The 25,359-nt window shown below is 62.6% G+C and carries 21 protein-coding genes; 11 read left to right on the top strand and 10 right to left on the bottom strand.

Annotated elements, in window-relative coordinates; all coding sequences use genetic code 11:
• Nucleotides 1-180: 180 nt before the first annotated feature.
• The 3 genes from ACVWYF_RS13790 (at nt 181) to lgt (ending at nt 2,165) form a co-directional block, all read left to right on the top strand.
• Nucleotides 181-768, top strand: a complete 588-nt coding sequence (locus ACVWYF_RS13790; RefSeq protein WP_457068920.1) for an RNA polymerase sigma factor — start codon at nt 181-183, stop codon at nt 766-768.
• On the top strand, nt 761-1,063 hold the full coding sequence (locus tag ACVWYF_RS13785) for a hypothetical protein (protein ID WP_457068918.1): 303 nt from the start codon (nt 761-763) through the stop codon (nt 1,061-1,063). The genes ACVWYF_RS13790 and ACVWYF_RS13785 overlap by 8 nt, the downstream gene beginning before the upstream one ends.
• A 97-nt stretch (nt 1,064-1,160) precedes the next feature.
• Nucleotides 1,161-2,165, top strand: a complete 1,005-nt coding sequence (lgt, locus tag ACVWYF_RS13780; protein WP_457068916.1) for a prolipoprotein diacylglyceryl transferase — start codon at nt 1,161-1,163, stop codon at nt 2,163-2,165.
• Between the two features lie 94 nt (nt 2,166-2,259).
• Here lgt and ACVWYF_RS13775 read toward each other — a convergent pair whose 3' ends face one another.
• From ACVWYF_RS13775 to ACVWYF_RS13765, 3 genes are read right to left on the bottom strand one after another with little or no spacing between them, the layout of a single operon-like run.
• Nucleotides 2,260-3,165: a hypothetical protein gene (locus ACVWYF_RS13775; protein WP_457068914.1), complete on the bottom strand. Its 906-nt coding sequence runs from the start codon at nt 3,163-3,165 to the stop codon at nt 2,260-2,262.
• Nucleotides 3,166-3,210: 45 nt separating this feature from the next.
• Complete coding sequence (gene yidD / locus ACVWYF_RS13770; RefSeq protein WP_457068912.1) at nt 3,211-3,435, bottom strand: membrane protein insertion efficiency factor YidD; 225 nt, start codon at nt 3,433-3,435, stop codon at nt 3,211-3,213.
• Nucleotides 3,436-3,459: 24 nt separating this feature from the next.
• Complete coding sequence (locus ACVWYF_RS13765) at nt 3,460-4,194, bottom strand: M48 family metallopeptidase (protein ID WP_457068910.1); 735 nt, start codon at nt 4,192-4,194, stop codon at nt 3,460-3,462.
• A gap of 106 nt (nt 4,195-4,300) precedes the next feature.
• On the opposite strand from ACVWYF_RS13765, the gene ACVWYF_RS13760 reads away from it, so the two are divergent.
• Together ACVWYF_RS13760 and ACVWYF_RS13755 are read left to right on the top strand one after the other, a co-directional pair.
• On the top strand, nt 4,301-5,251 hold the full coding sequence (locus ACVWYF_RS13760) for a hypothetical protein (RefSeq protein WP_457068908.1): 951 nt from the start codon (nt 4,301-4,303) through the stop codon (nt 5,249-5,251).
• A gap of 32 nt (nt 5,252-5,283) precedes the next feature.
• The gene (locus tag ACVWYF_RS13755) at nt 5,284-7,416 is read left to right on the top strand and encodes a hypothetical protein (RefSeq protein ID WP_457068907.1); all 2,133 of its coding nucleotides are present in this window, start codon (nt 5,284-5,286) and stop codon (nt 7,414-7,416) included.
• A gap of 38 nt (nt 7,417-7,454) precedes the next feature.
• Here the strand turns inward: ACVWYF_RS13755 and ACVWYF_RS13750 are convergent, their stop codons facing one another.
• From ACVWYF_RS13750 to ACVWYF_RS13735, 4 genes are all read right to left on the bottom strand, one after another.
• Complete coding sequence (locus ACVWYF_RS13750) at nt 7,455-9,401, bottom strand: DUF3857 domain-containing protein (protein WP_457068905.1); 1,947 nt, start codon at nt 9,399-9,401, stop codon at nt 7,455-7,457.
• 11 nt (nt 9,402-9,412) lie between these two features.
• On the bottom strand, nt 9,413-11,464 hold the full coding sequence (locus tag ACVWYF_RS13745; RefSeq protein WP_457068903.1) for a DUF3857 domain-containing protein: 2,052 nt from the start codon (nt 11,462-11,464) through the stop codon (nt 9,413-9,415).
• Between the two features lie 58 nt (nt 11,465-11,522).
• Nucleotides 11,523-13,586 carry a DUF3857 domain-containing protein gene (locus ACVWYF_RS13740; RefSeq protein WP_457068901.1) on the bottom strand — a complete coding sequence of 688 codons (2,064 nt, stop codon included), beginning with the start codon at nt 13,584-13,586 and terminating at the stop codon, nt 11,523-11,525.
• A gap of 172 nt (nt 13,587-13,758) precedes the next feature.
• Entirely contained in the window at nt 13,759-15,744 is a 1,986-nt protein-coding gene (locus ACVWYF_RS13735; RefSeq protein ID WP_457068899.1) for a DUF3857 domain-containing protein, read from the bottom strand.
• Between the two features lie 112 nt (nt 15,745-15,856).
• Here ACVWYF_RS13735 and ACVWYF_RS13730 point away from each other — a divergent pair, with 112 nt between their 5' ends.
• Nucleotides 15,857-16,549 (top strand): hypothetical protein, encoded by a 693-nt coding sequence (locus tag ACVWYF_RS13730; RefSeq protein ID WP_457068898.1) that lies wholly within the window; start codon nt 15,857-15,859, stop codon nt 16,547-16,549.
• 156 nt (nt 16,550-16,705) lie between these two features.
• Here the strand turns inward: ACVWYF_RS13730 and ACVWYF_RS13725 are convergent, their stop codons facing one another.
• A complete protein-coding gene (locus ACVWYF_RS13725; protein ID WP_457068896.1) occupies nt 16,706-17,950 on the bottom strand; it encodes an MFS transporter in 1,245 nt (414 codons plus the stop codon).
• A 294-nt stretch (nt 17,951-18,244) separates the two neighbouring features.
• Between ACVWYF_RS13725 and ACVWYF_RS13720 the strand changes: the two genes are divergently transcribed.
• On the top strand, nt 18,245-18,523 hold the full coding sequence (locus tag ACVWYF_RS13720) for a DUF1294 domain-containing protein (RefSeq protein WP_457068894.1): 279 nt from the start codon (nt 18,245-18,247) through the stop codon (nt 18,521-18,523).
• A gap of 103 nt (nt 18,524-18,626) precedes the next feature.
• Nucleotides 18,627-19,508, top strand: a complete 882-nt coding sequence (locus ACVWYF_RS13715) for an alpha/beta hydrolase (RefSeq protein ID WP_457068892.1) — start codon at nt 18,627-18,629, stop codon at nt 19,506-19,508.
• A 159-nt stretch (nt 19,509-19,667) separates the two neighbouring features.
• On the opposite strand, the gene ACVWYF_RS13710 is transcribed toward ACVWYF_RS13715, so the two are convergent.
• Nucleotides 19,668-20,543 (bottom strand): hypothetical protein, encoded by an 876-nt coding sequence (locus ACVWYF_RS13710; protein WP_457068890.1) that lies wholly within the window; start codon nt 20,541-20,543, stop codon nt 19,668-19,670.
• A gap of 207 nt (nt 20,544-20,750) precedes the next feature.
• Here ACVWYF_RS13710 and ACVWYF_RS13705 point away from each other — a divergent pair, with 207 nt between their 5' ends.
• The 3 genes from ACVWYF_RS13705 to ACVWYF_RS13695 all read left to right on the top strand — a co-directional run bounded on the left by ACVWYF_RS13705 (nt 20,751) and on the right by ACVWYF_RS13695 (nt 24,299).
• Entirely contained in the window at nt 20,751-22,634 is a 1,884-nt protein-coding gene (locus ACVWYF_RS13705; protein ID WP_457068888.1) for an ABC transporter ATP-binding protein, read from the top strand.
• A gap of 242 nt (nt 22,635-22,876) precedes the next feature.
• Nucleotides 22,877-23,473, top strand: coding sequence for a histidine phosphatase family protein (locus ACVWYF_RS13700; RefSeq protein WP_457068886.1), 597 nt, complete (start codon nt 22,877-22,879; stop codon nt 23,471-23,473).
• Nucleotides 23,474-23,684: 211 nt separating this feature from the next.
• Entirely contained in the window at nt 23,685-24,299 is a 615-nt protein-coding gene (locus ACVWYF_RS13695; RefSeq protein WP_457068884.1) for a DUF4136 domain-containing protein, read from the top strand.
• A 36-nt stretch (nt 24,300-24,335) separates the two neighbouring features.
• Here the strand turns inward: ACVWYF_RS13695 and ACVWYF_RS13690 are convergent, their stop codons facing one another.
• Nucleotides 24,336-25,358 (bottom strand): XdhC family protein, encoded by a 1,023-nt coding sequence (locus ACVWYF_RS13690; protein WP_457068882.1) that lies wholly within the window; start codon nt 25,356-25,358, stop codon nt 24,336-24,338.
• Nucleotide 25,359 lies beyond the last annotated feature (1 nt).

Genomic DNA, 25,359 nt, shown 5'->3' with positions numbered 1-25,359 from the left:
AAAATAGTTAATCCCTGGCGCAAGTTTTGGGCACTAATGGGTCCCAAGCTATGCAACCTTGGTACGCGCAGCAATGGGCTGATACCGAAGCAGAGTAGCGTAATTCTAAAATTCAGTCCTGCCCCTGTGACCTGCCTGCTTCCGCTCTTTCCGGCTCATGAACCGCCAACCTGCGACCGGTTGGCCGCTCCAACTACCGTCGCCGACGCGGAACTGATAGAGCAGCTGCAATCAGGGAGCGAAGCCGCGTTTCGCACGTTGGTAGCGCGCTACCAGAACCGGATTTACCGTACGGTATTTTCCCTGCTGCGCAATGAGGAAGAAGCCGAAGATGTGGCCCAGGATGTTTTCGTGGAGGTTTACCAAACCATTGGCCAGTTTCGGGGCGAGGCATCCCTGAGCACTTGGCTCTACCGCCTGGCCACCTCTCGCGCGCTGAAAAACCGCCGCCGCGCCCAGGCCAAAAAGCGCTTTGCCTACTTCACCAGCCTACTGGGTTTTGATAACGGCGTGTTGCACGAGCCGCCTGACCACGCCCACCCGCTGGCGCTGCTGGAGGGCCAGCAGCAACTCCAGCTGCTGTTGGCCCACATCGCGCGCCTGCCCGACCAGCAGCAGGTGGCCTTCACGCTGCGCCACGAGCAGGAGCTGAGCTACGAGCAAATCGCGGCCGTGCTCGGTACCACCGTGGCCGCCGTCGAATCCCTGCTGTTCCGCGCCCGGCAAACCCTTCGCAAACACGTTCAATCTCCCCTTCGCCATGTCTGATATCATCAATCGCCCCGGTTCCGACGAAGAATGGGAGGCCCTGATGCGCCAGCTGCGCAACCAGCCCGTAGCCCAGCCCCGGCCGTTTTTTTATGCGCGGGTGCAGGCCCGGCTTATTGCCAATGCGCCGGGTTCCCGGCAATGGCTGCCCGTCTGGCTACGCCAGCCCGCCTACGCGGCGCTGCTGGGGGCGTTGGTACTGGCCCTCAGTGGCGACGGACCGGCCCTGCCTTCGGCCGCCGCGCGGTACCACACCGACCCACCGAGCGGGCTACAGCCGTTGACTCCGCGCTGATTTCAGTCGCTGCTACCATCTTATCAGTGCCCCGCTGCCGTAAAGTCGCAACCTCGGAGGGCTGAGTACCTTTGACGCCTTATAACCTCTTCGCCCCATGCATCCTTTTCTCAACGCTATTCTCTGGAACGTTAATCCCATTATCGCTCATATCGGCTGGCTCACGCTGCGCTGGTACGGGCTGTTTTTCATGCTGCCCTTCGTGGTGGGCACGTTCATCCTCACGCACATCTACCGTTCCGAACGGGTGTCGCCACAGTGGGTCGATGTGATTACAATTTACATGCTCATCGGCACCATCGTGGGGGCGCGGCTGGGCCACATGCTGTTTTATGACTTTGATGCCCTGAAGGCCGACCCCATGGTCGTGTTCAAAATCTGGCAGGGCGGGTTGGCCAGCCACGGCGCTACTATTGGTATTTTGTTGGCCTGCTGGCTGTTTGCGCGCAATAATAAGTTCGATTACCTGTGGGTGCTCGACCGCATTGTGATTGTGGTGGCGCTGGGCGGAGCATGCATCCGCACCGGCAATCTGATGAACTCCGAAATCGTGGGCAAGCCCACCAACGCGCCGTGGGCCTTCACCTTCCCGCGCGATACCGAACACCTGCTGCCCGCTACCACGCCGCTGCCCACCGGGGCGGTGTTGATTGACCGCGTAGTGCAGCCGAATGGCATCTATGCTTACCCGCTTCATGCGGCCGGCCAGCCAACAACCGCTGATACACTCATGGCCGTGCCGCGCCACCCCACCCAGATTTACGAGGCGCTGTTCTGCGTTTTCCTGCTCATCGTGCTCTATTCGATGTGGAACCGTACCAAAGAGCACACGCCGCGCGGGCAGTTGTTCGGGCTGTTTGTGGTGCTGCTGTTTATCCAGCGTTTTCTCGGTGAGTACCTGAAGGAGAACCAGGTAGCGTTTGAAAATGGCCATGCACTCAACCAAGGCCAGCTGCTGAGTATTCCGCTGATTTTTATCGGCATCTGGGTGCTGTGGCGGGCCGGCAAAGACCCTGAAAACCCCTACGGCTACGCCCCGCGTGACCTGGGCAAGGAAGGCGACCCGCAGCCCGCGCCCGGCCTGGAACAACCGCGGGTTTAGCGCAGATTCGAGCAACGCAAAAAGCGGTTTCGCAAAGTTGGGCATTGTGCCAAGCCTTGCGAAACCGCTTTTTGCGTTGCTCGAATCTATGCGCTTACGGCAATTTGTACTCGTACAAATCGCCTTTCTCGGTGCTGATGAGTAACGTATTATCGTCTTTAAAAGCCGCGCCTTCGGTTTGCCCGGCCCCGGCCAGGGAAATCTGGCGGGGCGTGGCTTTCAGGATTTCGGCCCAGGAATTACCGTCGAGAATAAACAGCTCGCCCCGGCCCAGCAGCACCAGGCGATGGCCATCGGCGCGCAGCGCGGCATCGGTGACCTGGCCGGGAATGGCCAGGCCGGTGATTTTTTTGGCCGTGTAGGTGCCAGGCTGGTCGGGCACAGTATACACGTTGCTGGTGTGGTCCTGGCCCCGGTCTTTGGTGAAAAGCCACACCTGGCCATCGTGCCAGAGGCTCGCTTCGCAGTCGAAGTTGCGCTGCTTCTTTTTGGGCGGAAATTCGCGCTGGTCGGGGTAGGTGAAGGCAATGGTGCCGACGGACTTGGGATTATCGGGTCGGAACTTGAAGATTTTGAGGTCGCGGCGCTGGCTCTCGTTATTGCCGCAGTCGCCGATGTAGTAGTTGCCGCTGCCGTCGCGGCTCAGGCTTTCCCAGTCGGTGTTGGTGGCCGGCACCTCCAGCGTGCGCGCCAGCTGGCCCGCGCCGCTGATTTCGTAGAGCGTGGGGGAGTTGCCGTCGTCGCCGAAGCTGAAGTAGCTGCCGCTTTCCGGGGCCGGGGCCAGCCCCGAGCTTTCGGGCACCACGCCCTTAACGGAGCCGACTTTGGTGAGGCCGGCAATTTCGGAAGCCGCGTTTTTGTCTTTGCGGCGGTCGCCGCCTTTGGGCATATCAGCCCCTGAGTTGGACGCTGAATCAGTGGTTTTATCGGACTGGGCCTGGGAGCAGGCAGCGGTGAATAACAGGACCAGCGCGGCCGGCACGAGGGGAATAAAGCGCATTTACGTAAAGCGGGAAGTTAAGCCTGCCTATACGCAATCTGCCGTTTAGGGTACGGGGTCGTAGCCGTGGCCGCCCCAGGGGTGGCAGCTGGCAATGCGCCGCAGGGCCAGCCAGCCACCGCGCCACGGCCCGTACTTGTTGATGGCCTGCACCGCATACACCGAGCATGTAGGCGCGTAGCGGCAGCTCGGCGCGGTGAGCGGCGAAATAAAGCGCTGGTAAAACCAGACGAGGCCGAGAAATAGGGCGCGGAAAAGGCTGGACAGCATTGCTGATAGATATTAAAACGAAAGCTACTTCGGCAGCGCATTCAGCTCCGCTTTCCACCGCTCCCAATCGGGCAGCAGCCGCGTTTGCAGGTCGTAGAAGGCTTTGGAATGGTCGCCCACCAGCAGGTGGCAGCACTCGTGCAGCAGCACGTAGTCGAGGCACTCGGGGCGGGCGCGCACCAGCTCCGGCGAGAGGCGAATGCGGGCCGAGCGCGGCGTGCAGCTGCCCCAGCGCGTCCGCATCTGGCGCACGGACAGGGTGGGGCGGGTCAGGTTGAATTCCGCAAAGCGCGGCCACACCCGCGCCAGCGCCTCGGCAAACAGCGGCCCGGCCTGGCGGGCGTACCAGGCGTGGAGCAGCGCTTCGGCCTGGGCCGGCGTGAGGGGCACGGGCGTAGCCAGAATCAGCTCATTGCCTTCCACCATCACGGTAGCCCGGCGGGCTTCCGCAAAGCGCAATTGATAGGGCTGGCCCTGGTAGTAGTGCGGGCTGCCGGCCTCAAAATGCCGGGTTGGAGGTGGGGCGGGCCGGCTGGCAAAGGCTTCCTGATGCTTGAGAATCCAGTCGGCTTTTTTCAGCACTTGCTGGGCCACCCACTCGGGCGAGGTGCCGGCGGGGGCGCTGATGTGTACGCTGCCATCGGGCCGCACGGCGAAGCCAATGGTGCGCCGTGACCGGAATACGAGCGTGTAATTGAGGGAGTGATTGCGGTACGCAATGGTTTCGCGGCGGGGCGCGGCAGAGAAGGAGCGGGGCATGGGACGGCAAGTTCGGCAGTGGTGCCGAAATGGGTAACCGCCGGGGCCGGCAAAATAATTTCGGGCCGAATTGATTCAATGGCGGCCAAGTTGCTACCTTACCGTTATGAAACACTGTTTACCTAAATATATTTCTACTTTCTGCTTTTTACTCGTCGTCTCCAGTCTCTGGCCGGTGGCGGGTGCGCGGGCGCAGGGCAACGGCCCCGGCGTGCGCGGGGCCCGCGCCGCCGCACTCAGCAACGCCTCGGTGGCGCTGGCCGGTGAGGTATGGAGCATGGGCAACAACGTGGCTGGCATCAGCGAAATTCAGCGGCCCAGCGTGGGTTTCTACGCCGAAAACCGCTATTTCAGCCCGGCTCTGAACGTGGGCGCGCTCACGGTGGCGCTGCCGTTGGGCCGCACCACCGCCCCTGATGCGGGCGGCGTGATGCAGGGAGCGGAGGGAGCCGCGCCGTCGCTGAGCCCTGCGCCCACGCCCACCTGGGCGCGCAACGGCGTGGTGGCTTTCGAGGTCCAGCGCTTCGGCGGGGTGCTCTACAACGAAACCCGTGTGGGCGCGGGCTACGCCTACCGCTTCGGCCAAATCAGCCTGGGAGCGCGGGCCGACATGCTGCAAGTAAGCATCGAGGGCCTGGGCAGCCGGCGCGTGGTGCTGGGCACGCTGGGTGGTCAGATTGAAATAGTGCCCCGGCGGCTCAGCTTCGGCGCTTCGCTTTATAATATCAGCCAAACCAAGCTGGCCAGCTACCAGGACGAGCGGGTGCCCACCATTCTCAAGGCCGGCCTGGCCTACCGCCCCGGCAGCCAGGTGCTGTTGCTGCTGGAAACCGAAAAGGACGTGGAGCGCGCCGCCAATTTCAAAGTCGGGCTGGAGTACCGGCCGGTGCCGGTGCTTGCCGCCCGCCTGGGCCTGGCCTCGCTCACGGAGCAGGCCAGCGCGGGCATTGGCGTGCTGGCCGGCGCGTTTCAGATTGACTACGCGGCGGCTTTTCAGCAGGCGCTGGGCTTTAGCCAGCACTTGAGCGTGAGTAAATCGTGGGGCGGGAAGCAATGAGGAAAAATCTACGCTTTCCCCATGGGTTTAATATGCGCAATGGATTGGCCGGGCTCACGGTTTGCGCGGCCTTGCTCATCGGGCAGGCAGCAAACGCCCAGGACTACGTGCGCCGCGCCCCGGACCTGGACCGCCTGACGCAGGAGCTTTTTGCCGAAATTCAATCGGATGAAGTGCCCTACGAGGACCTCTACGAAACGCTGCTCCAGTATTACCAAACGCCCATCAACCTCAACGTCGCGACCCGCGAGGAGTTGCGCTCGCTGCTGCTGCTCAATGAAAACCAGATAACGTCGCTGCTCAATCACCGCCAGGCCAACGGCGACCTGCTGAGCGTGTATGAGCTGCAAAGCATTGAGGGCTATGACTTACGCACCATAAACCGCATTCTGCCCTTCGTGAGCGTGCAGAGTAGCGGCCGGAATTCGGCGCGGGGCACGCTCTGGCAGCGCATTGCCCGCGAGGATAATAACGCTCTTTACCTGCGCTACGAGCGGGTGTTGCAGGAGCGCCAAGGCTATACGCCGCCCACCCTCTACCAAGGCCAGCCCACCACGCGTTACCTCGGCTCGGCCGATAAGATGCTGATTCGCTACCGCGTGAGCCACACCAAGGATTTCAGCGTGGGCTTTTCGCTGGAAAAGGATGCCGGCGAGCCCATCGTGTGGAACCCGAAGAACGGGCAATTCGGGGCCGATTACGTGTCTGCACACCTGCTCATTCAGGAGCGGGGCAAGCTGAAATCCCTGGCACTGGGCGACTACCAACTGCAATTCGGGCAGGGTTTGCTGCTGTCGTCGGGGCTGGGTGTGGGCAAGGGCGCGGAGACGATTACCACGCTGCGCCGCTCGTCGGTGGGCGTGCGGGCGTATTCGTCGCTGCTCGAAAACTCGTTTTTCCGGGGTGGCGCAGCTACGTACCAGGTGGCGCCCACGGTTCAGGTCACTGGCTTCGTATCGCACAAGAACGTGGATGCCAACCTCCAGCAAACCCAGGATTCGCTGGCGCAGTACGACGAGTTTACCTCGGGCCTGCTCTACACCGGTTTCCACCGCACGGCCTCGGAAATTGCCAACCGGCACCGACTCTCCGAAACCATCGGGGGCGGCAATGCCACCTACACCAGCCGCGATGGCAACCTGGCCATTGGGGCCACCGGCGTGTTCACGCACTACGGCACGCCCATTCTCAAGCGCCCCGAGGCATATAATTACTTCGAGTTCAGCGGCCGCGAAAACCTGGCCCTGAGCCTGAATTACAGCTACGTGTACCGCAACTTTCTGCTGTTTGGCGAGACGGCGCGTAGCACCGGCGGCGGCCTGGGCACCGTGAACGGCCTGCTGGCCAGCCTCGGCTCCAACGTAGACGCGGCCCTGCTGGTGCGGCACTACGATGTTAATTTTCACACCCTCTACGGCAATGCCTTCAGCGAAAACACCCGCAACATCAACGAAACCGGCGTCTACATCGGACTGAAAGTGCGGCCCGTGGCCCGCTGGGAAATATCGGCCTACTACGACCAGTTCCGCTTCCCGTGGCTGCGCTACCGGGCCAGCGCCCCCACCGACGGCCACGATGCCCTCGTCCGCATCGCCTACTCGCCCACCAAAACCAGCCTGCTCTACGTGCAGCTGCGCCAGCGCCTCAAGCCCCGCGACCTGGCCAGCGCCGACCTCGCCAGCCTCGACCCCAACCGCGCCCTGCCGCTGCCCGGCGAGCAGCTGCGCCAGAGTATCCTGGTGTATTACAACACGGCTATCTCGCCCCAGCTGGAGCTACGCACCCGCATGCAGGCCCTGCGCCTGCGCGACGACGACGGCCTGGCCTGGCGCAGCGGCTACGTGCTGGCCCAGGACGTGGGCTACCAGTTCAACCGCACCCTTAAGCTCACGGCCCGCTACTCCATCTTCGATGCCGACGACTACGACTCCCGCCAGTATGTGTTCGAGCAGGACGTGCTGCTGGCCGTATCGGTGCCGGCCCTCTACGGCCAGGGCACGCGGGTGTACGGCATCGCCGAAATCCGCGTCAACCGCGCCATCACGCTCTGGCTGCGCTACGCCGAAACCCGCTACCGCCACCAGGACGTGGTGGGCACGGGCCTGGAAGCCATCCAGGGCTCGCTGCGTGGCGAAGTGAAGGCGCAGCTGCGGCTAAAATTTTAAGCAGTAGCCTGGACTCGCAGAGTCCAGGCTACTTTATCTTAGCTCTCCGTTTTTAATAATACCACCTGCGTCTTATCGGCCACGCTGATTTTGCGGCGGAAGTCGAGGTAGCCGGCGTAGGCGGTTTTGGGCAGGTGGCCGCGCTTCAGCTCCAGCCGGCGGACGTACTGGATGGTGCCATCGGGCAGGGCGGCGTAATGGCTGGCGTAGGTGCCGTAGGCGGTGCTGAGCTGCACGGGGGCGGGCAGGTTTTCGGGGTGGAAGCCGGCGGGCAGGTGCAGCCGCACGGTATCGGCGTGCAGGCTGGCGTGGTCGAGCCAGAGGTCGGCCTGGCGCTCGCCTACCTGTGCGGGCAGGGCGGGCAGGCGGCTCAGCAGGTTGGGGTTGATGAATACGCGCTTGCCGCTGGGCGGGGCAAAGCCCGGCAGCGCCAGCGCCAGGTTCTCGACCACGCCCGGCAGCGGGCCCGCCGGCGCGGCGGCCAGGTTAAATCTGGTGAGGGTGAAGGTGGGCAGCCGGAGATGGTCGGTGACGTATTTCTTCTGCTCTACCGGCCCCAGTTCGTGCAGCAGCTGGGCGTAGAGGTCCTGCTCCTGGCCGGTGCGCAGGGTGCGGGCCGTGGCCGTGGCGCTGCCCGTGGCATCCAGAAACAGGTCGAGGCGGCGCACCTGGCGGTTTTCGGCGGTGCTGTAGCGGGGCGTGGCCACCAGCTTGCCGCCTTCGGGCGTGAGCAGCAGCGCGTGGCGGTTGCCCGTGAAGCTGCCCATGTAGCCGAAGGCATTGGTCTGGCTGGTGCATTCCAGCCACAGCGTATCGGCCGGGCTGCCCTTAGCCGGCGGCACGCACAGAATGGCGTGGTTAAACTGCGAGCTGGGGAAGTCGGCGCGCAGGTCGCCGTGGTCGGAGCCCGCGCCCACCAGGGCCACGTAGGCGGGCACGTTGGCGGCGGCCAGCAGGGCTTTGGTGTAGTTGCTCAGGGCTTTGCAGTCGCCGTAGCCGCTGCTAGCCACGGCGCTGGCCGGGAAAGTCTGCCAGCCGCCCAGGCCCAGCTGCACCGAGATGTAGCGGGTGCTGCCCTGTAGCATTTCGTACACGCGCCGGGCGCGGGCGCGGGCATCGGGGGCGTCGCGCACCAGGGCTTGCACCTTGGCCAGGGTGGCGGGCGGCAGCACATCGCGGCCGGCATTCAGCTCGTAGCTCCACTGGCCCAGGCCCTGCCAGGTCGCGCAGGTGCCCTTGTGGCCCTGCACCTCGAAGGTGCCGGGGGCCAGGGCCACGGCGGGCGTGAGGTCGACGAGGGGCGGGGCGGCCTCTTCCTCGTCCATGGCCGGCAGGTTGGCCAGCTTCCACTCGTAGGTTTCCTGGCTGCCGGCGGTGGTGTGGGCCAGGGCGGTGCCGGCGGGCAACAGCCGCTCCTGGTAGCGTAGGGGCAATGCGCTGGGCGTGATGACGTGCAGCGTGGCCGACTGCACGGCCACGCCCTCGGCCTCCTGCGGCTGCCAGCTGGGATAGAACAAGGTGTTGTCGGACACGATTTCGTAGTCGAACTCCACCGTGTAGGGCGTCTGGGGCTGGCGCAGGTCGGCGTAGCGCACCCGCACGTCAGTCATAAAGCTGCCGCCCGCGTCGCCCACGCCCTGGTCGTGGATTTCGGCGGCGCGCAGCTGGTGTAGCAGGCGGCCGTCGGCATCGTACACGGCCCCGCGCAGGTAGCTCAGCGCGTTCAGCGCGTCGTAGCTCACCATGTGGCGGCCCAGGTCGTCGCCGGCATCGCTGAGCACCGTCACCACGCGATGCACGGTATGCACCAGCCGGCCGGACGATTTCACGGTTACCACCTCGTCATCGGCCCGCACCACGGCATTGGCCCCCTCGCGCAGGGCCGTCGGAATGTCGGCCACCGCGTATTTGGGCGCGGGCGCGGCCGGGTGCATCAGAAAGCTGCCGAGCGGCAGCACGGCCAGGAAAGAGAGCAGGACTTTCATCAGATTGTGAGTTAAGCTTTCTTCTTGATAATGAGTCGCTCGCTCTGCTTTTCCAGCATCAGGCGGTAGAACTCGCGCAGCTGGGTATATTCTTCGGCCGCGTACACGGGCTTGCGCAGGCTCATGCGGCTCATGAGCTGCACCACGCCGGGCGCGGTGGCCGTGACGGTACACATAAAGCGCCCGCCGCCCTCGGGCAGGTCCACAATGGCCGGCTTGGGCATTTCGGCCAGCTCGTAGCCGGCGGGCAGGGTCAGGGTAACCATCGTGGTTTCGTCCTGCGGCGCGCCAAAGTCCACGGGAAACAGCCGGCCGTCGTGCCGGAAGGGGTTTTGCTCGCCGCTAAACTCGCGGAGCGGGCTGAGGTAGAGCAGGTCGGCGGTGGCGTTGTCGTCGGCGGCTTGGGTGAATTCGTAGTCCAGGGCCAGGGGCTTGGCCACGTTTTCGCGTTCGGCCACGGTTAGCTTGGGCACGGTCCAGCCGCTGTGCGGGCGGGTCATCTGGGCCAGGTATTTCTTCTCGCCCAGGCTGCTCAGCTCCTGGCGGGCGTCGGCGGCGGCGTAACCGCCGTGCTCCTCATGCACCTTACCCGTGAGGCCGCCCTTGGCATCCATCGTGAGGGCCACCTGCTGGTAATGCACGTAGCGTTGGTCGGGGGTGAGGTTGACCCAGCGGCCGTCTTCGGCTTTTTTCATGATGAGGCGGCCGGCCTGGTTCAGGCAGCGCTTGGGCAGCGCGCCGCAGGGCAGCAGGGGCTCGGTGGCATCCACCAGCAGGTCTTTGCCGTCGGCCAGGGTCACCAGCGCCATCACGTAGTTGAAGCGCGAAAGCATGGGCTGGGTCTGGTCCACGCGGCCGTGGCTACGGGTACTCAGCAGCAGCGGATTGGCCGGCACGCCGGCCATGCGCAGGGCCGAAATGAGCAGCAGGTTCACGTCGGCCGACGTACCCCGGTGAGCATCAAAGGCCTTGCGCAACGACGCCGTGGTGGCGTAGTGGTTGGTGCCATCGTAGCGCACGGCGGCCATCACCACCTCGCGTACGGCGGCGGCGCGGGCCAGCAGGTCCGGGTATTTGGCCACCAGCGGCACAATCTGGTCCTTCAAAAAGCCGCCCCGGTCCAGCTGGGCCCCGAAGTCGTCGCTGCTCAGCAGCTCCATGTCAATTTTGGCCCAGGTGCCGGACACGTTGCGGTAGGGCTGGTTCGGAAACTGCTCGCCGGCCAGCTGGAAGCTGATGCGGTCCAGGTAGTCTTCCGACGTGGTCATGTAGGGCTCGTCGCGGAAAGCCGGCACGTCTTTCATGGCCCAGTCGTAGCTGGTGGAGCGCGTCGATACCGCATCGCTGCTGCCGGCCTCGCGCGTAGTCGCCATGCCGCTGCCCGTGAATCCCCCCGCCGTATGCACCGTAAACTGCATGGCACTCTCGCTCTGCGACTGTACCGCCAGCGCGTGGTAGCCCTGTTGCAGCATCTTGTAGTGGAAATACTCCGGAATGTTGGCCCGGAACTCGCTCCACCGCACGGGAATGTCGCGCTGGAATGTCCAGTCCTGAAAGTTGAACAGGAAGTCAGAAATCACCGTGTAGTTAAACTCAATCACCGAACCCTCGCGCACGTCGGGCAGCGTAAACTTGCGTACCCGCACGTTGGCCGTGCGGTCCTCGGTGAAGGTATTGGTACCGTCCAGCTTGGTTTTCACCACCTGGCCATTCACCAGGTTGTAGGTGGTGCCGCGCAGGCCGGAAATTTTCTCCTGGCTGTCGCCGCGGTGGTAGAGGGGGATTTCCACCGTAGCCGCGTCGTAGCCGGCTTTTTTCAGGATTTTGATGCGCGTGGTGCGCTCCGATATCAGCTGAAAGTCGTTGTTGTTGTATTGGAAGTTGGTCGTGCCGTAGTCGCAGAGCACCACGGCCGCGGCGGCCGAGTCGCCCACGAATGGCGCGGCCGTGAAGTCCTTGGGGTCGGGCTTGCCAAATTTGATGGGTTCGGTCTGGGCCTGGGCCGTGAGGCTGGCCAGCACCAGGGCGGCCAATGCCACCGGGTAGCGTAATGAGTGCTTCATAAATAGAGCGGGTTAGGAAAGGGTAATGAGGTAATTAATTGCAGAAAACCCCCGCTGTTTAGCTGCCGGCTTTCTTTTGAATGATGAGCTTCTCGCCGTGCTTTTCCAGCATCAGGCGGTACAGCTCGCGCAGGTTGGGGTACTGTGCGGCGCTGTACACGGGGTTGCGCAGCGTGAGGCGGCTGATGAGCGTCACCGTGCCCGGCGTGGCCGCCGCCACGCTGCACAGGAAGCGGCCGCCGCCGTCGGGCAGCTCCACCACGGCGGGCTTGGGCACGGTGGCCAGCTCGTAGCCGGCGGGCAGCGTCAGGTTGACGACCATCGTCTCGTCCTGCGGAAGGCCAAAGTCGATGGGAAAGTCCCGCTGCTCGCGCCGGAACGGGTTTTGGCCCAGGCCAAACTCGCTCAGCGGGCTTAGGTAAAGGGGGCCGGTGGCGGCCGCGCCCCCGGCCAGCTGCGTAAATTCGTAGTCCAGCGTCAGGGGCTTATCTACGTTGTCGGCGTGAGCCAGGGTGGGCTTGCTCAGGGTCCAGTTTTCGTGGCGCTGCGTGGCGGTGGCCAGGTACTTTTTCTCGCCCTGGCCGGCCAGCCGTGCGCGGGCCTCGGCCCCGGCATAGCCGCCGTGTTCGTCATGCACCTTGCCCGTGAGGCCGCCCTGGGCGTCCAGCGTGAGGGCCACCTGCTGGTAATGCACGCGGCGCTGGGCGGGAGCCAGGTCCACCCAGCGGCTGTCGTCCGGGTTTTTGGTGATGAGGCGGGCCACCCGGTTGAGGCAGCGCTTGGGCAGCACGCCGCAGGGCAGCAGGGGCTCGGTGGCATCCAGTAGCAGGTCTTTGCCATCGGCCAGCGGCACCAGCGCGGCCACGTAGTTGAAACGCTCCAGCAGCGGGTATTCCTTGCTCACGGCCCCGTGGGCGCGGGTGCTCAGCAGCAGCGGCTGGGCCGGGATGCCGGCCTCGCGCAGGGCGGCCAGCAGCAGCAGGTTCACATCGGCCGAGGTGCCCCGGTGGGCTTCGTAGGCCTTGCGGAGCGGGTCGAGGGCGTAGTAGCGGTCGGTGCCGTCGTAGCGCACGGCGGCCATCACCAGCTGGCGCACGGCGGCGGCGCGGTCGGTAATGGCCGGGTACCTGGTGGCCAGGCCCTGCAACTGGGCCTGCATAAAGTTGATGTGGCCCAGGCGGCCGCCAAACTCCTCGTCGGCCAGCAGCGTGGCGTTGACTTTCTCCCAGGTGCCGGTCAGGTCGTGGTAGGGCTCGTCGGGCCACTGCTCGCCGGTCAGCTCAAAATCGAGCCGGGCCACGTAGTCCCCGGCCGTGGTCATGAACGGCTCCTCACTAAAGGCCGGCACGTCTTTCAGCGCCCAGGTGTGCTCCTCGGTGGGCGCGCTGATGTTGAGGCTGCCCACCGACTGCCCGGCCGCGATGCCCGCGCTGGTGGGGATTTTATTGTCGAGTAGCAGGTTGGTCGAGCCCACCGTGGCCTGGTTCACGGCGAAGGCCTGCGCGCCCTGGTAAATGATTTTGTAGCGATAAAACGACGGAATGCTCACCCGGTACTCACTCCACCGCACCGGAATATCGCGCTGAAACGTCCAGTCCTGAAAGTTGAACAGGAAATCCGAGGTCAGTGTATAAGCAAATTCTATCACCGAGCCTACCCGCACGTTGGGCAGCGTGAACTTCTGCACGCTGACGGTGGGCGTGCGCTTCTCCAGAAACGCGCCGCTGGTTTCGAGCCGGGTTTTCTCCACGGCGTTGTTCACCAGGTTGTAGGTAAAGCCCCGCAGGTTGGTCACTTTTTCCTGGTTATCGTTGCGGCGGTAGAGCGGGATTTCGACGGTGGCGTACTCGTAGCCGGGTTTTTTGAGGATTTTGATGCGCGTCACCCGCTCAAAAATCACCTGAAACCCGCCGCCCTGCCCCTTCAGGCGCGAGCGGCCAAAGTCGCACAGCACCACGGCCGATGCCGTGCTGTCGGCCTCGAAAGGCGCGGCCGTGAGCTCCCGGCTATCAACCACCCCAAACCTGATGGGCTCGTTCTGAGCCCGGGCCGAATAGCTGATAACCAGTAGAAAGGCCGAAAGCAGGCCCCGCCAGCGGCCGGAAAGTACAGATGCTTGCATGCAGAAAAAAGAATGGAGTAGACAATCTTTGAACCCCTAAAACTACTGGAATTCAATTGAAAATCATCTATTATTCATCTCGATTTTTCTGAATGAATCCATTTAGTGATTTAGGAAAATAATTCAGGACACCAGATGAGCCTGACGTCCCGAGGAATGACCGAACAGCTTCTCAGCCACCAGTTTTCTTCTGAATGAGGAGCTTCCCGGCCTGCTTTTCGAGCAGCAGGCGGTAGAGCTCGCGCAGCTGCCCGTACTCGGCCACGGCGTAGATGGGTTTGCGCAGCACCAGGCGGCTGCTGAGCTGCACCACGCCGGGGGCCGGGGCCGTGATGCTGCACACGTAGCGGCCGCCATCGTTGGGCAGGTTCAGGGCCGAGGGGCGGGGCGCGTCGGCCAGCGCGTAGCCGGGCGGCAGCGTCAGGGTCATGAGCAGGGTTTCTTCGCGGGCGTAGCCAAAATCGACCGGAAAAGCCCGTTGTTCGGCCTTAAATGGGTTTTGGGTGAGGCCGAAATCGTGCAGCGGGCTCACGTACAGTTGGTCCGGCGGGCTGGTGGCTTCCGCCGCCTGGGCAAAGGCGTAGTCCAGCGCCAGGGGGTTCTGGGCACTATCGCGGTTGGCAATGGCCAGGGGGCCCAGCGTCATGCCCGGGTGCTGGTCAGCCAGGCGGGCGGCAAATTTCCGGTCGCCCATCTCGTGCAGGCCCGCTCGGGCCGTGCCCCCGGCATAGCCCCCAAATTCCTCATGCACCTGCCCGCTGAAAGCCCCGGTGGCGCTCAGCTGCCCCTGCACCTGCTGCAGGTGGGTGTGGCGCTGCCGGGGCGTGAGCGATACCCAGCGCGAAGCCCCGGGCGCGGGCAGCACCAGCCGGCCCTGCTGGTTGAGGCAGCGCTCGGGCAGCAGGTCGTAAGGCAACAGCGGGTCGGTGGCATCGAGCACCAGCTCTTGGTCATCGGCCAGCAGTACATGGGCCGCTACGTAGTTGAACTGCCCCAGCAGCGGAATGGTGGGCCGGATTTGGCCGTGGCTGCGGGTGCTCAGCAGCACGGGGTTGGCCACGAAGCCGGCCCCGCGCAGGGCCGCGATGAGCAGCAGGTTCACTTCGGCCACCGTGCCTTGGTGGGTTTCCTGGTATACCTTGCGCAGCACGGCCGAGGTCGTATTGCCCGTTTTGCCATTGCACTTCACGGCCGCCATCACCAGCGCCCGCACGGCGGCCACCCGCGCCAGGGCGTTGGCGGGGGCGGGGGCAGGCACCAGGCGGGCCAGGTCGGCTTTCATAAAGCTGAACTGGTCCAGCTGTACGCCCAGGGCGGGGTCTTTCAGCACGAAGCGGTCCACCTCTGCCCAGGTGCGCAGGAATGCCTGGCCGTCGAAGCTGTCCAGCTCAAACGTCAGGCCGTCAACGTAGTCGGCCGTGGCCGTCATGTATGGCTCGCGGCTCAGAGCGGGCACGTCGCGCATGGCCCACCGGAAGCGCGGCGTCAGGCTTTTCTGGCCGGTTCCTTCGTCGAGGGCCAGCGGCTGCTTGTTCTGCAGCAGGATTTTGTAGGCGTACTGATGGAACATGGTGGCCCGAAACTCGCTCCAGCGCACCGGAATGCTGTGCTGGAACGGCCAGCTTCGGAAGCCGACCACGTAATCCGAGACGATGGTGTAGTTGAACTCTATCACCGAGCCCACGCGCACGTTGGGCAGGGCAAACCTTTTGATGGCATACGTCTCCGAAGCATCGTCGGTGAAAATGCCAGCCGCCGCCAGGGGCTCCTGCTTCACCTGCCCATCTACCAGGTTGTAGGTGAAGCCCCGCAGGCTGGTCAGCTGCTCGGTGTAGCCCGGCTGCTCGTGGTGCAGCAGCAGCTGCCCGTTGGCCCATTCGAGGCCCGCCTTGGTTAGGATTTTGATGCGCGTGGTTCGGGTGAAGCGGACCTTGCGCGTGGCGGCCACGTCCGTGGCGATGCTGGCGCTGCCGTAGTCGCACAGTATCACGGCGGCCGCGCTGTCGGCGGCGAAGGGCGCGGCCGTCAGGTCGCGCGGGTCGATTTTGCCGAACGTAATGGGCTCGGGCTGGGCCTGGGCGGCGCAAAGGGCTGGCCACAGGGCGAACAACGCGGGCAGCACCCGCCAAAAAAAACAACGCAGGAAAGCGGCGGGCATTGGCATCAAGAAGGGAGTAGACAATCGTTGAACCCCTAAAACTACGCGTATTCGGTTGTTGGCTGTAATATTACCCACCACCGCAACCCCACCATTTCAATAGACAATACCCATGGGACTATTTGATAAGTTATTTGGCAAGGAACCCTCGGCTGGCAAAGGGCCTGGCTCCGATGAAACAGTGACGGTGCAATTACAAAAAGGCGACACCCTTATTTCGACCGGCGATAATGAGGCCTTTAAGGTTGTCCGGCCATTAACTGAAGAACAAAAAGGGGCAATTGCTAAATCAACAATCCTGCTTAGAACCGGACAGCTTTACATGCATTACTGGACAGATAATCTGGTTGGTACTGACCGCAATGACCCGGCATGGCGAAATAAAGTCATGTTCTTCTGGAAAGCGGAAGAACCGTTTCCGAGAAAATCGTTGCCACCGGAATTTGAAACGTTTAAAACCAGGTATTTTCTTTTTGCCGGCGATACTTCAGGAGTTTCACTGCAAGTGGGACAAGCTACGCCTTGGTTTGGAATGCCAGGACTTGGCGAGAAACACGTTTGTGAAATAAATGGGCAGGAAACTACCGTTCCTGAATTAAATAAGCTGGGCTTGGTTGAGTACGTTGAACAAGTAGCGCTCAACAGCGACAACCTAAGCATTCTGACAGATAGGGAACATTATTTTTTCTTAATTGACGATAGAATTACGCCTTTTCAAAACGGCGTTTTTTATTTAAAAGGCAAACCAGTCTCTATTGATTTAGCCTATAGCATTGGGGGAATTCATATCGTTAAGAAAGCATAGCTGGCGGCTACCATTGTTTATGCGGACTGTGCTGGCGCATGTAGGTGTTAAACCTTCTGCCCGTAGAATAAAGTTGTCTGGAAAGTAGAAACGCAAATATGCATCTCTACATCGGCGAACCGACTTTTTGAACTTCAGTATCACAGCGCGGCGCGGCTATACCACTTCCTCGGCCGAGGGCTCGGGCACTGCATCGGTGGCGGCCGAATGGCCGGCGGGCCGGTCGGCGGGCACTCGCAGCAGGTACACCAGCGCCGCCAGCACGCACGCCAGGCTCAGGCCGTGTACGTAGGGCAGGTGGGTGGCGTGGTTGCTAAAAATCCAGCCCGCCGCCAGCGCGCCCAGCCCGATGCCGGCTTCGAGGGCGATGTACATGGTGGCCACAGCCCGGCCCCGGCGCAGCGGGTCGCTCAGGTCGATGGTCCAGGCGTAGAGAGTGGGCGAGTTCAGGCCCGTGCCCAGCCCAAACACCACCGCGCCCAGCAGAAACCCCGGCACCGAGGGCGACCAGACCAGCAGGGCCAGCCCCAGGGCGAGGGCGGCCGTGGACCAGCGCAGCACCGGCACCCGCCCGTATTTGTCCGACGACTTGCCCGCCACCAGCCGCACCACCAGCGAGGCAATGGTGTAGCACAGGTAAAACCAGCCCTTGTGCGAGCCCGTGAGGCCCAGCAGCCGGCTCTGGTCGGGTATTACCGTGAGCACTGCCCCAAACGGAAACAGGCACAGCAGCGTGGTGAGGGCCGCCGGCAGCACCTTGGGCTCCAGCACCTCGCCCCAGTTCAGCTTCAGCAACTTGAAGCTGAACTTCTCGCGCTGGGCCACCGGCAGGGTTTCAGTGAGGGTGCCTTGCACCACCAGCGAGAGCAGGGCCGCCGCGCTGGAGCAGTAGAACATGGTGTTGAGGGAGAACGTGGCCGCCACCCACGAGCCGAAGGCCGGCCCGGCCGCCATGCCCAGGCTGCCCGTCACGCCCAGCAGGCCCATGGCCTCGCCGCGCCGCTCCACGGGCACGATGTCGGCGATGAAAGCGGCCGTGCCCGTGGGCTTGAAGCCCGTGCTGAAGCCGTGGAGCAGCCGCAGCCCCAGAAACCCGGTGACCGTGAGCGCCCACGGATAGAAAAACCCGCACACGAAGCACACCAGCGAGCCAAACACCATCACTGGAATGCGGCCCACGGTATCGGCCAGCTTGCCCGAAAACGGCCGGCTCAGCCCCGCCGTGAGGGTAAACAGGGCAATGATGAAGCCCTTGTACTCGCCCCCGCCCAACCGGGTGAGGTGGTCGGGCAGCTCGGGCAGCAGCAGGTTGAAGCTGAGAAAAAACAGGAACGACGACAGGCACATCAGCCAAAAGCCGGCGGAGTAGGGGCGGGAAGCGGGAGCAGCAGTTGCGGGCATGAGTGCCGCAAAGGTCGGCACTGGGCAGGTAGTGCGAAAACCACGGGTGCTGGGCTCCCGCCGGGCTGTGCCACGAAGAAACCCCCGCCTGGGGCTTCTGGCAGATACCCCGCCTTTCCCTTGAAGGCAGCGCCATAACTTGCGGCCCCGCTGGTGTCCTCTTCGTCGGCCAAACCACGAGTAGCCCGTATTCCTCGCCCCTTTTTGAACCCGCCCAACCGGTTCAGACCCATGCCGGAACCACCCCGGCCGAAACCCCGCCCAGCCTAAGCCGCAAGGCCCGCCGCCCGCCCCATGACCATTCTCCTGAGCTGCCTGTTGTTTTTCAATCTGCTGTGTTTCCTGCTCTTCGCCCTGGACAAGCGCAAAGCCCAACGGGGCCAGCGGCGCATTGCCGAAAAAACGCTGCACCTTGCCACGCTGCCGGGTGCGGCCCCCGGCGCGTGGGCCGCAATGTTACTGCTGCACCATAAAAACCGCAAAGCCGCTTTCTGGGGCGTTACCCTGGGGCTGACGCTGCTGCAAGGGGCAGCTCTGTATTTCATGTGGCCCTATTTCCGGGCGGCGTTTTAACCGCGCCACCTTATCCAGGCACTGGTTTCATCGTCACACGAGGTGCAGCGAAAAACTTCCATCGATGCGGCGGACCTTTGACACCTCAGACGCCGCTACTCACATGAACCAGTTCATTCTCTTCCTTTCGTGCGTTTTTGTCTGCTTCCACAGCGCGGCGCAGCCAGGCAACCAAACGGTGCTGGGGCACCTAGACAGCCTGCGGTCCACGATACTGAAAGAAAACCGAAAATTTTACGTCCATGTGCCCGCTGGTGCGGCGGGCCCGGCGGCGGCCAAACGGTACCCGGTGGTTTACCTCTTCGATGCCGACGCCCAGTTTGCCGCCACGACCAGCATGATTCAATACCTGAGCACCAACTACAATGCGCTGTGTCCGGAAATGATTGTGGTCGGCCTGCTGCATCCGGACCGGCGCAAGGATTTGACCCCCACCCACGTAACCGCCGACCCGCCGTTTTGGCCAGCGGGGGCCAGCAAAACCAGCGGAGGGGGCGAAGCTTTTATTGCGTTTATCGAGCAGGAATTGATGCCGTACATCGACCGCCATTACCCCACCCAACCCCGCAAAATGCTCATCGGCCACTCCCTTGGAGGGCTTGCCGTAATGCAGGTTTTTGTGTACCATACCCAGTTGTTTGATTCCTACATCTGCCTTGACCCCAGCATGTGGTGGGACAACCAAGCCCTGTTGAAAGAAACAAAACGGGCGCTGGAAACCCGGCGTTTTCCCGGCACCTCCCTCTACCTGGGCATCGCCAACACGGCAGACGAGGGCATGAGCGTAGCGAGGGTGCTCACCGACACCACCGCAGCTACCCTGCACATGCGGAGCGTGTTAAAATTGCAGGGCTATTTTGAACACAACCAGCAAAACGGGTTGAAGTATCGAGGAAAATACTACCCGAACGACAGCCACATGTCGGTTCCCTTTATTGCGGAATACGACGCGCTACGTTTCCTGTTTGGCACCGGGCCAAAGTAGCACGCTGCCCGCAACCCGTGCCCGCACTGCTATGTCGCTCCTTTGCCGCCGCGCCACAACCCCGGGAAGCAGCCAGGGACCAGCAAAAGGCTGTCGCTCCCGCCGGGCCGTGCCACGAAGAAGCCCCAGCCGCTGGCGGGGCTAGGGCTTCTGGGGAAACTAATCACCCTTGGCGAACTCCTTCCAAAAATCGATGGCTTTTCGCAAATCTTCGGGAAATGTGTCGTAATAAGTTTCTAAGCGCAGATATTGGACAAACTGAACGATAAAAGTGCTTAAAACCATTAGGGAGCCTTTCAAAGCCATATGACGAGTATAGCTGTCGTGCTCAGCGACGTTTGAGATGTAGTCTCGTAATTGAAGAAGGCTAACAAATTCTGAATGAGCGTGAGCAGAATATAAACTCCAACGATTAGTAAAGCCAATGGTAGACAATGGAGAAGATTTGATAATACCAATCCAGCCTTGAGTTCTTGTGCGTGGCTGGGTCGTAGACATGATATTGCGTCTCTGTTGAGCGTCATACATAGAATTGAATAGTGGGTTGCCTTCAATTTGTGTTCTCAACCGCTCTATTCTATCGCCTTCTTGCTGAATCTGCGTTAACAACAGTGGAAGACGTTCATCTTGAGTTTCCAAATACAACTGCTCAAATTCATCCTTCAACGACTGGCGCGACGCGAGCCCTCCGGCTACATAAATGTTGTATTTGAGCGCACGTTCTTCATCACTTTGGGGACCAATGTATAGGTAGAAAAAGGTGAGATATGCTTCTAATTGTGTGCGTGCAAGAGTATATATAGAAGGAAGGTCGGGAAACGTAACTGGAGTGTTAGTATGTCCTCCTCGTACAGTCCCCGACAATAAATTCTCAAGAGAGGAAGAAGCAAAACCAATTCGGGCAGCAAGCGGCTCGAGTAACTCCATCCATAAAGGACCTGTATCTTCCCGCTGGTGCCAATTATTCATTAGTTCACCCAATGCATTGCATATGTATGAATGGTCAACCAAAAGTTCTTCAAAAGGAGCCGGCATAAAAGGGTGTTTATTAATTGTTGATGAAAACGAGTATACCGAAGTTGAAATCGGATTTTTAACAGTAGAACAAAGTGCAATCTAATTGTTGATTAGCCGATTTTAGGGAAGCCTTTGTAGATTTTTTCAATCCATTTATGATTAGACTTCCCCCTGCCAAAACGGCCGCCCCCCAAACCCGGCCCCAACCTTGCCCCAGCCCGGGCCATGTTTGAATTCCTGAAATCCATTTCCGCCAAGAATCCCAACGGGTCGCGCGGCCCCGAAAAGCCCGCCGTGAGCGTGCGCGAGCGGGTATCGGCCCTGCGCCATTTGCCGGCGTTTCTGAAGCTCATCTGGCACACCAGTCCCAGCCTGGCGCTGGCCAACATTGCCCTGCGCCTCGTGCGGGCCTTTCTGCCGCTGGCCACGCTCTATGTGGGCAAGCTCATTATTGATGCCGTGGTGCAGCTCACCCGGCTGCCCGCCCTCGAGCGGGTGCTCAAGCCCGTGCTCACGTTGGTGGCGCTGGAGTTCGGCCTCGTGCTACTGGCTGATGCGATGGGGCGCGGCGTGGCCCTGCTCGACAGCTTGCTCGGCGACCTGTTCGCCAACCAGTCGTCCATCCGCCTCATGGAGCACGCCGCCGAGCTCGACCTCGACCAGTTCGAGGACAGCACCTTCTACGACAAGCTGGAACGCGCCCGCCGCCAAACCCTCTCCCGCACCGTGCTCATGAGCCAGGTGCTGGCCCAGGGCCAGGATGCCGTGACGCTCGTACTGCTGGCCGGCGGGCTGGTGGCCTTCCAGCCGTGGCTGCTGGGGCTGCTGCTGCTGGCCGTGGTGCCCGCCTTCCTCGGCGAGTCGCACTTCAACGAGCGCAGCTACTCCCTCTCGCACTCCTGGACGCCCGAGCGCCGCGAGCTCGACTACCTGCGCCAGACCGGGGCCAGCGACGAAACAGCCAAGGAAGTGAAGATTTTCGGCCTCTCGAACTTCCTCATCGACCGCTTCCGCGAGCTGTCCGACGACTTCTACCGCCAGAACAAATCCCTCGTGCTGCGCCGCGCCGGCTGGGGTGCCCTCTTCGCCGGCATCGGCGCGGCCGGCTACTACGGAGCCTACGTCTACATCATCGCTCGCACCGTGGCCGGGCAGATTTCGCTGGGCCAGCTCACCTTCCTGGCCGGCTCCTTCGCCCGGCTGCGAGGGCTGCTCGAAGGCATCCTCAGCCGCTTCAGCTCCGTGGCCGACGGGGCCTTGTATCTGCAGGATTTCTTCGAGTTCTTTGCGTTGCGGCCGCGCATTGTGCGCCAGCCCGCCACCGGCGGAACGGCCCGCGCCTTCCCCCGGCCCATTCAGCAGGGTTTTGAGTTTGAAAACGTCGGGTTCCAGTACAAGAATGGTACAAAATGGGCCATTCGTAATCTCAGCTTCGTGCTGCAAGCTGGCGAAAAGCTGGCTTTGGTGGGCGAAAACGGAGCCGGCAAAACCACCCTCGTCAAGCTGCTGGCCCGCCTCTACGACCCTACCGAGGGTCGCATCCTGCTCGACGGCCACGACCTGCGCGAGTACGACCCCGCCGAACTGCGTCAGGAAATCGGCGTCATCTTCCAGGATTTTGTGCGTTTCCAGCTCCCCGCCGGCCAGAACCTGGCCGTGGGCCGCATCGAGGAGCGCCGGAACCAACCCCGCATCGAAACCGCCGCCCACCAGAGCCTCGCCGATACCGTCATCGCCAAGCTGCCTGGCGGCTACGACCAGATGATTGGCCGCCGCTTCAACGGCGGCGTGGACCTGAGCGGCGGCGAGTGGCAGAAAATCGCCCTCGGCCGCGCCTACATGCGCGACGCCCAGCTCCTCATCCTCGACGAGCCCACCGCTGCCCTCGATGCCCGCGCCGAGTACGAAGTCTTCCAGCGCTTTAAGGAGCTCACCCAGGGCAAAACGGCCGTCCTCATCAGCCACCGCTTCAGCACCGTCCGCATGGCCGACCGCATCCTGGTCATCGAAAACGGCCAGTTCGTGGAGATTGGCTCGCACGAGGAGCTGCTGGCCCGGGCCGGGCGCTACGCCGAGTTGTTCGCGTTGCAAGCCGCTGGGTACCGGTAGGAAAGAGCCCCAGCGGGGCGGCATATCGGTAGTAAACCTGTTCCGAGCATGTTGTTTCAAACCCTAGCGGGGCGGCACTCGTGCAACGAATGTCGCCCCGCTGGGGCTTTGCCATCTCTGAGCGCTGAACCTGCTACCGATATGTCGCCCCGCTGGGGCTGATGTTCGGTATTTTATCCACCATTGCCTACCCGCTACCTTGCGGACCACCGGCCCGGCCGGTCTTCTCTCCCCTCCCCACCATGCCCAAACTCACCGCCTCCAATAAGGCCCGGCTGTACCTGATATCCAAGCTCCACCCGTTTACCCCCAAAACTCCAGCCGCGCCGCCCGCGCCCGTGCTGCGCATCGTCATCATCCGCCACGGGGAAAAGCCGGAGGAGGGCGACAACCTTTCCTGCGTCGGCCTCAACCGGGCGCTGGCCCTGCCCGCCGTGCTTAATGAGCTCATGCCCTCGCCGCCCAACCTCACCTTCGTGCCCGTCATCGGCACCAACGACAAGGACACGACCCGCGTGCGGATGCTACAAACCGTGATGCCCTACGCCGTGCAGCACAACCTCACCATCAACAGCGACTTTATGGTGGAAAATACCAAGGCCTTTGCCCGGCAGCTGCGCCGGCTTCGGGGCACCGTGCTGGTGGTGTGGGAGCACAACTGTATTGTGGATATTGCGAAGGACCTGGGCCTCGAAAACGTGTCGGATTGGCCCGATGCTGATTTCGACAGCATCTGGACCATCAGCTTCAGCGGCGGCGGGGCCAAGGGCAAGGCCAAGCGCCCGGTGCTGGCCAAAAGCCGGCAGCACATCCGCCCCTCAGCCATTTGCCCGGGCTAGCGTCTGGAGGGGCCGGCTCGGGGCGGTTGGCCTACGCGAATAGTCTTTGGTCGGGCGGCCGGGCGGGTATTGGCTGCGGGGCCTACCACTGTAATGGGGGCTGGTAGGGCTTGGGATGGATATTCACAAATTTTTCATGTGGCTTAAGTCTCTAAGTGCCTAAGGTTTCGTAAATTGGTAGTTCCATCGCCTCACGAGAATTCCCTTACACATGAAGCCTACTATTACATTATTGGTACTCGCTGTGCTGGCCCTGACGGGCTGCATGACCACCCGCGAAGCCCGGGTAGATTCGGATTATAGCTACCGGGGCAACTTCCGCCACTACCGGACCTACGATTTCGTGACCGGCACCGGCCTCACCTCCGACAGCAGCACCCTGGGCCAGTCCGTGCGCGAAGCCATTCAGCAGCGCTTCCTGGCCCAGGGCTACCGCCTCGCCAAGCGCCGGCCCGATATGCTGGTAAATTTCCGGGTGTACCAGGGCGACATGAAATTCCACGGCTTCCAGCAGGAAGACCTCAGCCAGTGGATTAAGCGTAACATCGAGGAAACCGACGACACGCCCAAGGAAGAACGCCAGGGCTATGAGCCCATCCGCCTGCTGCTGGCCGAAGGCACGCTCCTGGTCACGCTCATCGACGTGAAAACCAACCGCGCCGTCTGGAACGGCTACGCCTCGGGCGTGACCGTGCCCGAAGGTCCCATGGGCGAAGTCGTGCTTCGCCGTTCCGTGCGCTCCATCCTGGACCGCTACCGCATCTTCACCGAGGAGTTTGCCAACGGCACCGTGCCCAACAACGAGGCCAGCGACACGGAACGGTAGTTACGCTGCGCTTAATGAGGAATGAATAGTTAGCCGTCAGGGCCAAAATTCCTCATTAAGCGCAGCGCCCCGCCGCACCTGAATCAGCTCGGCCGCGATGCTGATGGCAATTTCTTCCGGCGTCTGGCTTTGGATGGGCAGCCCGATGGGGCCGCGCAGCCGCGCAATCTCGGTTTCCGAAAAACCTTCTTCCCGCAGGCCCCGGCGCAGCTCGGCCACCTTGGCCACACTGCCCATCACGCCCAGGTAGCGGTAGGGGCCCTGCCCGGAAGGGTGGCTCAGCAAGTGGCGCAGCGCTACAGCATCGGTGCGGTAGCCTACAGTCATCACCACCACGTATTGGTGCGGGCCGGGGAGGATTTCGGCAGGCAGCTTCTCGTAGTCGATGACGCGGCGGTGGTGCGCCGCGTGGTTGCTTTCGAGGGTGGGCAGGTTGGGGCGGTCGTCCAGCACGGTCAGCTCAAAATCGAGGGCGGCCGCTACGTTGGAAAGCGCCAGGCTCACATGCCCGCCGCCCACGATGGTGAGCTGGTCGCGGAAGCCCAGCTGCTCGCGGTAGCGCCACGCCGCGCCCGGCTGGTAATCGTAGAAGCCGGCCAATCCGGTTGCCGCTACCGCTGCGGGTGGAAGGAACTGTAGCCCGGCAGCCGGGCTCAATTCCAAAAAGCCGCCCCTGAGCCGTTGCAAAGCATTTTCAATGGTCGCCACGGCCGCTAAATCAGCCGCCGTCAGCGGCCAGAGCAGCACGTCCTGCTCGCCCGAGCACATCATGCCGGAGCGGTCGGCCGGGGCCTCCCGCCGATGAATCTGGGGCCGCAGCAGGGGCGTGGTGTCGCCCTCGCGCAGGCGTTGGCGGGCCAGCTCCACAAACTTGTGCTCCATAATGCCCCCGCCGATGGAGCCGGCCACGGCATCGGCCGTCACGGCCATCTTGAAGCCCTGGCGGCCGGGGCTGCTACCCGTGCTGCGCAACACGCACAGCAGGGCCACGGGCGTGCCGGCCCGCAGGCTGGTGGCCGCCAGGGTCCAAACGGGCAGGTCGCGGGGGGAGGCGGGCATG

The sequence above is a fragment of the Hymenobacter sp. UYAg731 genome, from assembly GCF_054061335.1.
This window is presented reverse-complemented; position numbering and strand designations above follow the sequence as displayed.

Excerpts from the sequence above, each read along its gene's own strand:
- ACVWYF_RS13750 (WP_457068905.1), bottom strand. The coding sequence starts at position 9,401 with ATGAAAGTCCTGCTCTCTTTCCTGGCCGTGCTGCCGCTCGGCAGCTTT.
- ACVWYF_RS13775 (WP_457068914.1), bottom strand. The coding sequence starts at position 3,165 with ATGCGCTTTATTCCCCTCGTGCCGGCCGCGCTGGTCCTGTTATTCACC.
- ACVWYF_RS13745 (WP_457068903.1), bottom strand. The coding sequence starts at position 11,464 with ATGAAGCACTCATTACGCTACCCGGTGGCATTGGCCGCCCTGGTGCTG.
- ACVWYF_RS13740 (WP_457068901.1), bottom strand. The coding sequence starts at position 13,586 with ATGCAAGCATCTGTACTTTCCGGCCGCTGGCGGGGCCTGCTTTCGGCC.
- ACVWYF_RS13755 (WP_457068907.1), top strand. The coding sequence starts at position 5,284 with ATGCGCAATGGATTGGCCGGGCTCACGGTTTGCGCGGCCTTGCTCATC.
- ACVWYF_RS13715 (WP_457068892.1), top strand. The coding sequence starts at position 18,627 with ATGAACCAGTTCATTCTCTTCCTTTCGTGCGTTTTTGTCTGCTTCCAC.
- ACVWYF_RS13720 (WP_457068894.1), top strand. The coding sequence starts at position 18,245 with ATGACCATTCTCCTGAGCTGCCTGTTGTTTTTCAATCTGCTGTGTTTC.
- ACVWYF_RS13690 (WP_457068882.1), bottom strand. The coding sequence starts at position 25,358 with ATGCCCGCCTCCCCCCGCGACCTGCCCGTTTGGACCCTGGCGGCCACC.
- ACVWYF_RS13760 (WP_457068908.1), top strand. The coding sequence starts at position 4,301 with ATGAAACACTGTTTACCTAAATATATTTCTACTTTCTGCTTTTTACTC.
- lgt (WP_457068916.1), top strand. The coding sequence starts at position 1,161 with ATGCATCCTTTTCTCAACGCTATTCTCTGGAACGTTAATCCCATTATC.
- ACVWYF_RS13705 (WP_457068888.1), top strand. The coding sequence starts at position 20,751 with ATGTTTGAATTCCTGAAATCCATTTCCGCCAAGAATCCCAACGGGTCG.
- ACVWYF_RS13735 (WP_457068899.1), bottom strand. The coding sequence starts at position 15,744 with ATGCCCGCCGCTTTCCTGCGTTGTTTTTTTTGGCGGGTGCTGCCCGCG.
- ACVWYF_RS13730 (WP_457068898.1), top strand. The coding sequence starts at position 15,857 with ATGGGACTATTTGATAAGTTATTTGGCAAGGAACCCTCGGCTGGCAAA.
- ACVWYF_RS13695 (WP_457068884.1), top strand. The coding sequence starts at position 23,685 with ATGAAGCCTACTATTACATTATTGGTACTCGCTGTGCTGGCCCTGACG.
- ACVWYF_RS13700 (WP_457068886.1), top strand. The coding sequence starts at position 22,877 with ATGCCCAAACTCACCGCCTCCAATAAGGCCCGGCTGTACCTGATATCC.
- ACVWYF_RS13765 (WP_457068910.1), bottom strand. The coding sequence starts at position 4,194 with ATGCCCCGCTCCTTCTCTGCCGCGCCCCGCCGCGAAACCATTGCGTAC.
- ACVWYF_RS13710 (WP_457068890.1), bottom strand. The coding sequence starts at position 20,543 with ATGCCGGCTCCTTTTGAAGAACTTTTGGTTGACCATTCATACATATGC.
- ACVWYF_RS13725 (WP_457068896.1), bottom strand. The coding sequence starts at position 17,950 with ATGCCCGCAACTGCTGCTCCCGCTTCCCGCCCCTACTCCGCCGGCTTT.
- ACVWYF_RS13785 (WP_457068918.1), top strand. The coding sequence starts at position 761 with ATGTCTGATATCATCAATCGCCCCGGTTCCGACGAAGAATGGGAGGCC.
- yidD (WP_457068912.1), bottom strand. The coding sequence starts at position 3,435 with ATGCTGTCCAGCCTTTTCCGCGCCCTATTTCTCGGCCTCGTCTGGTTT.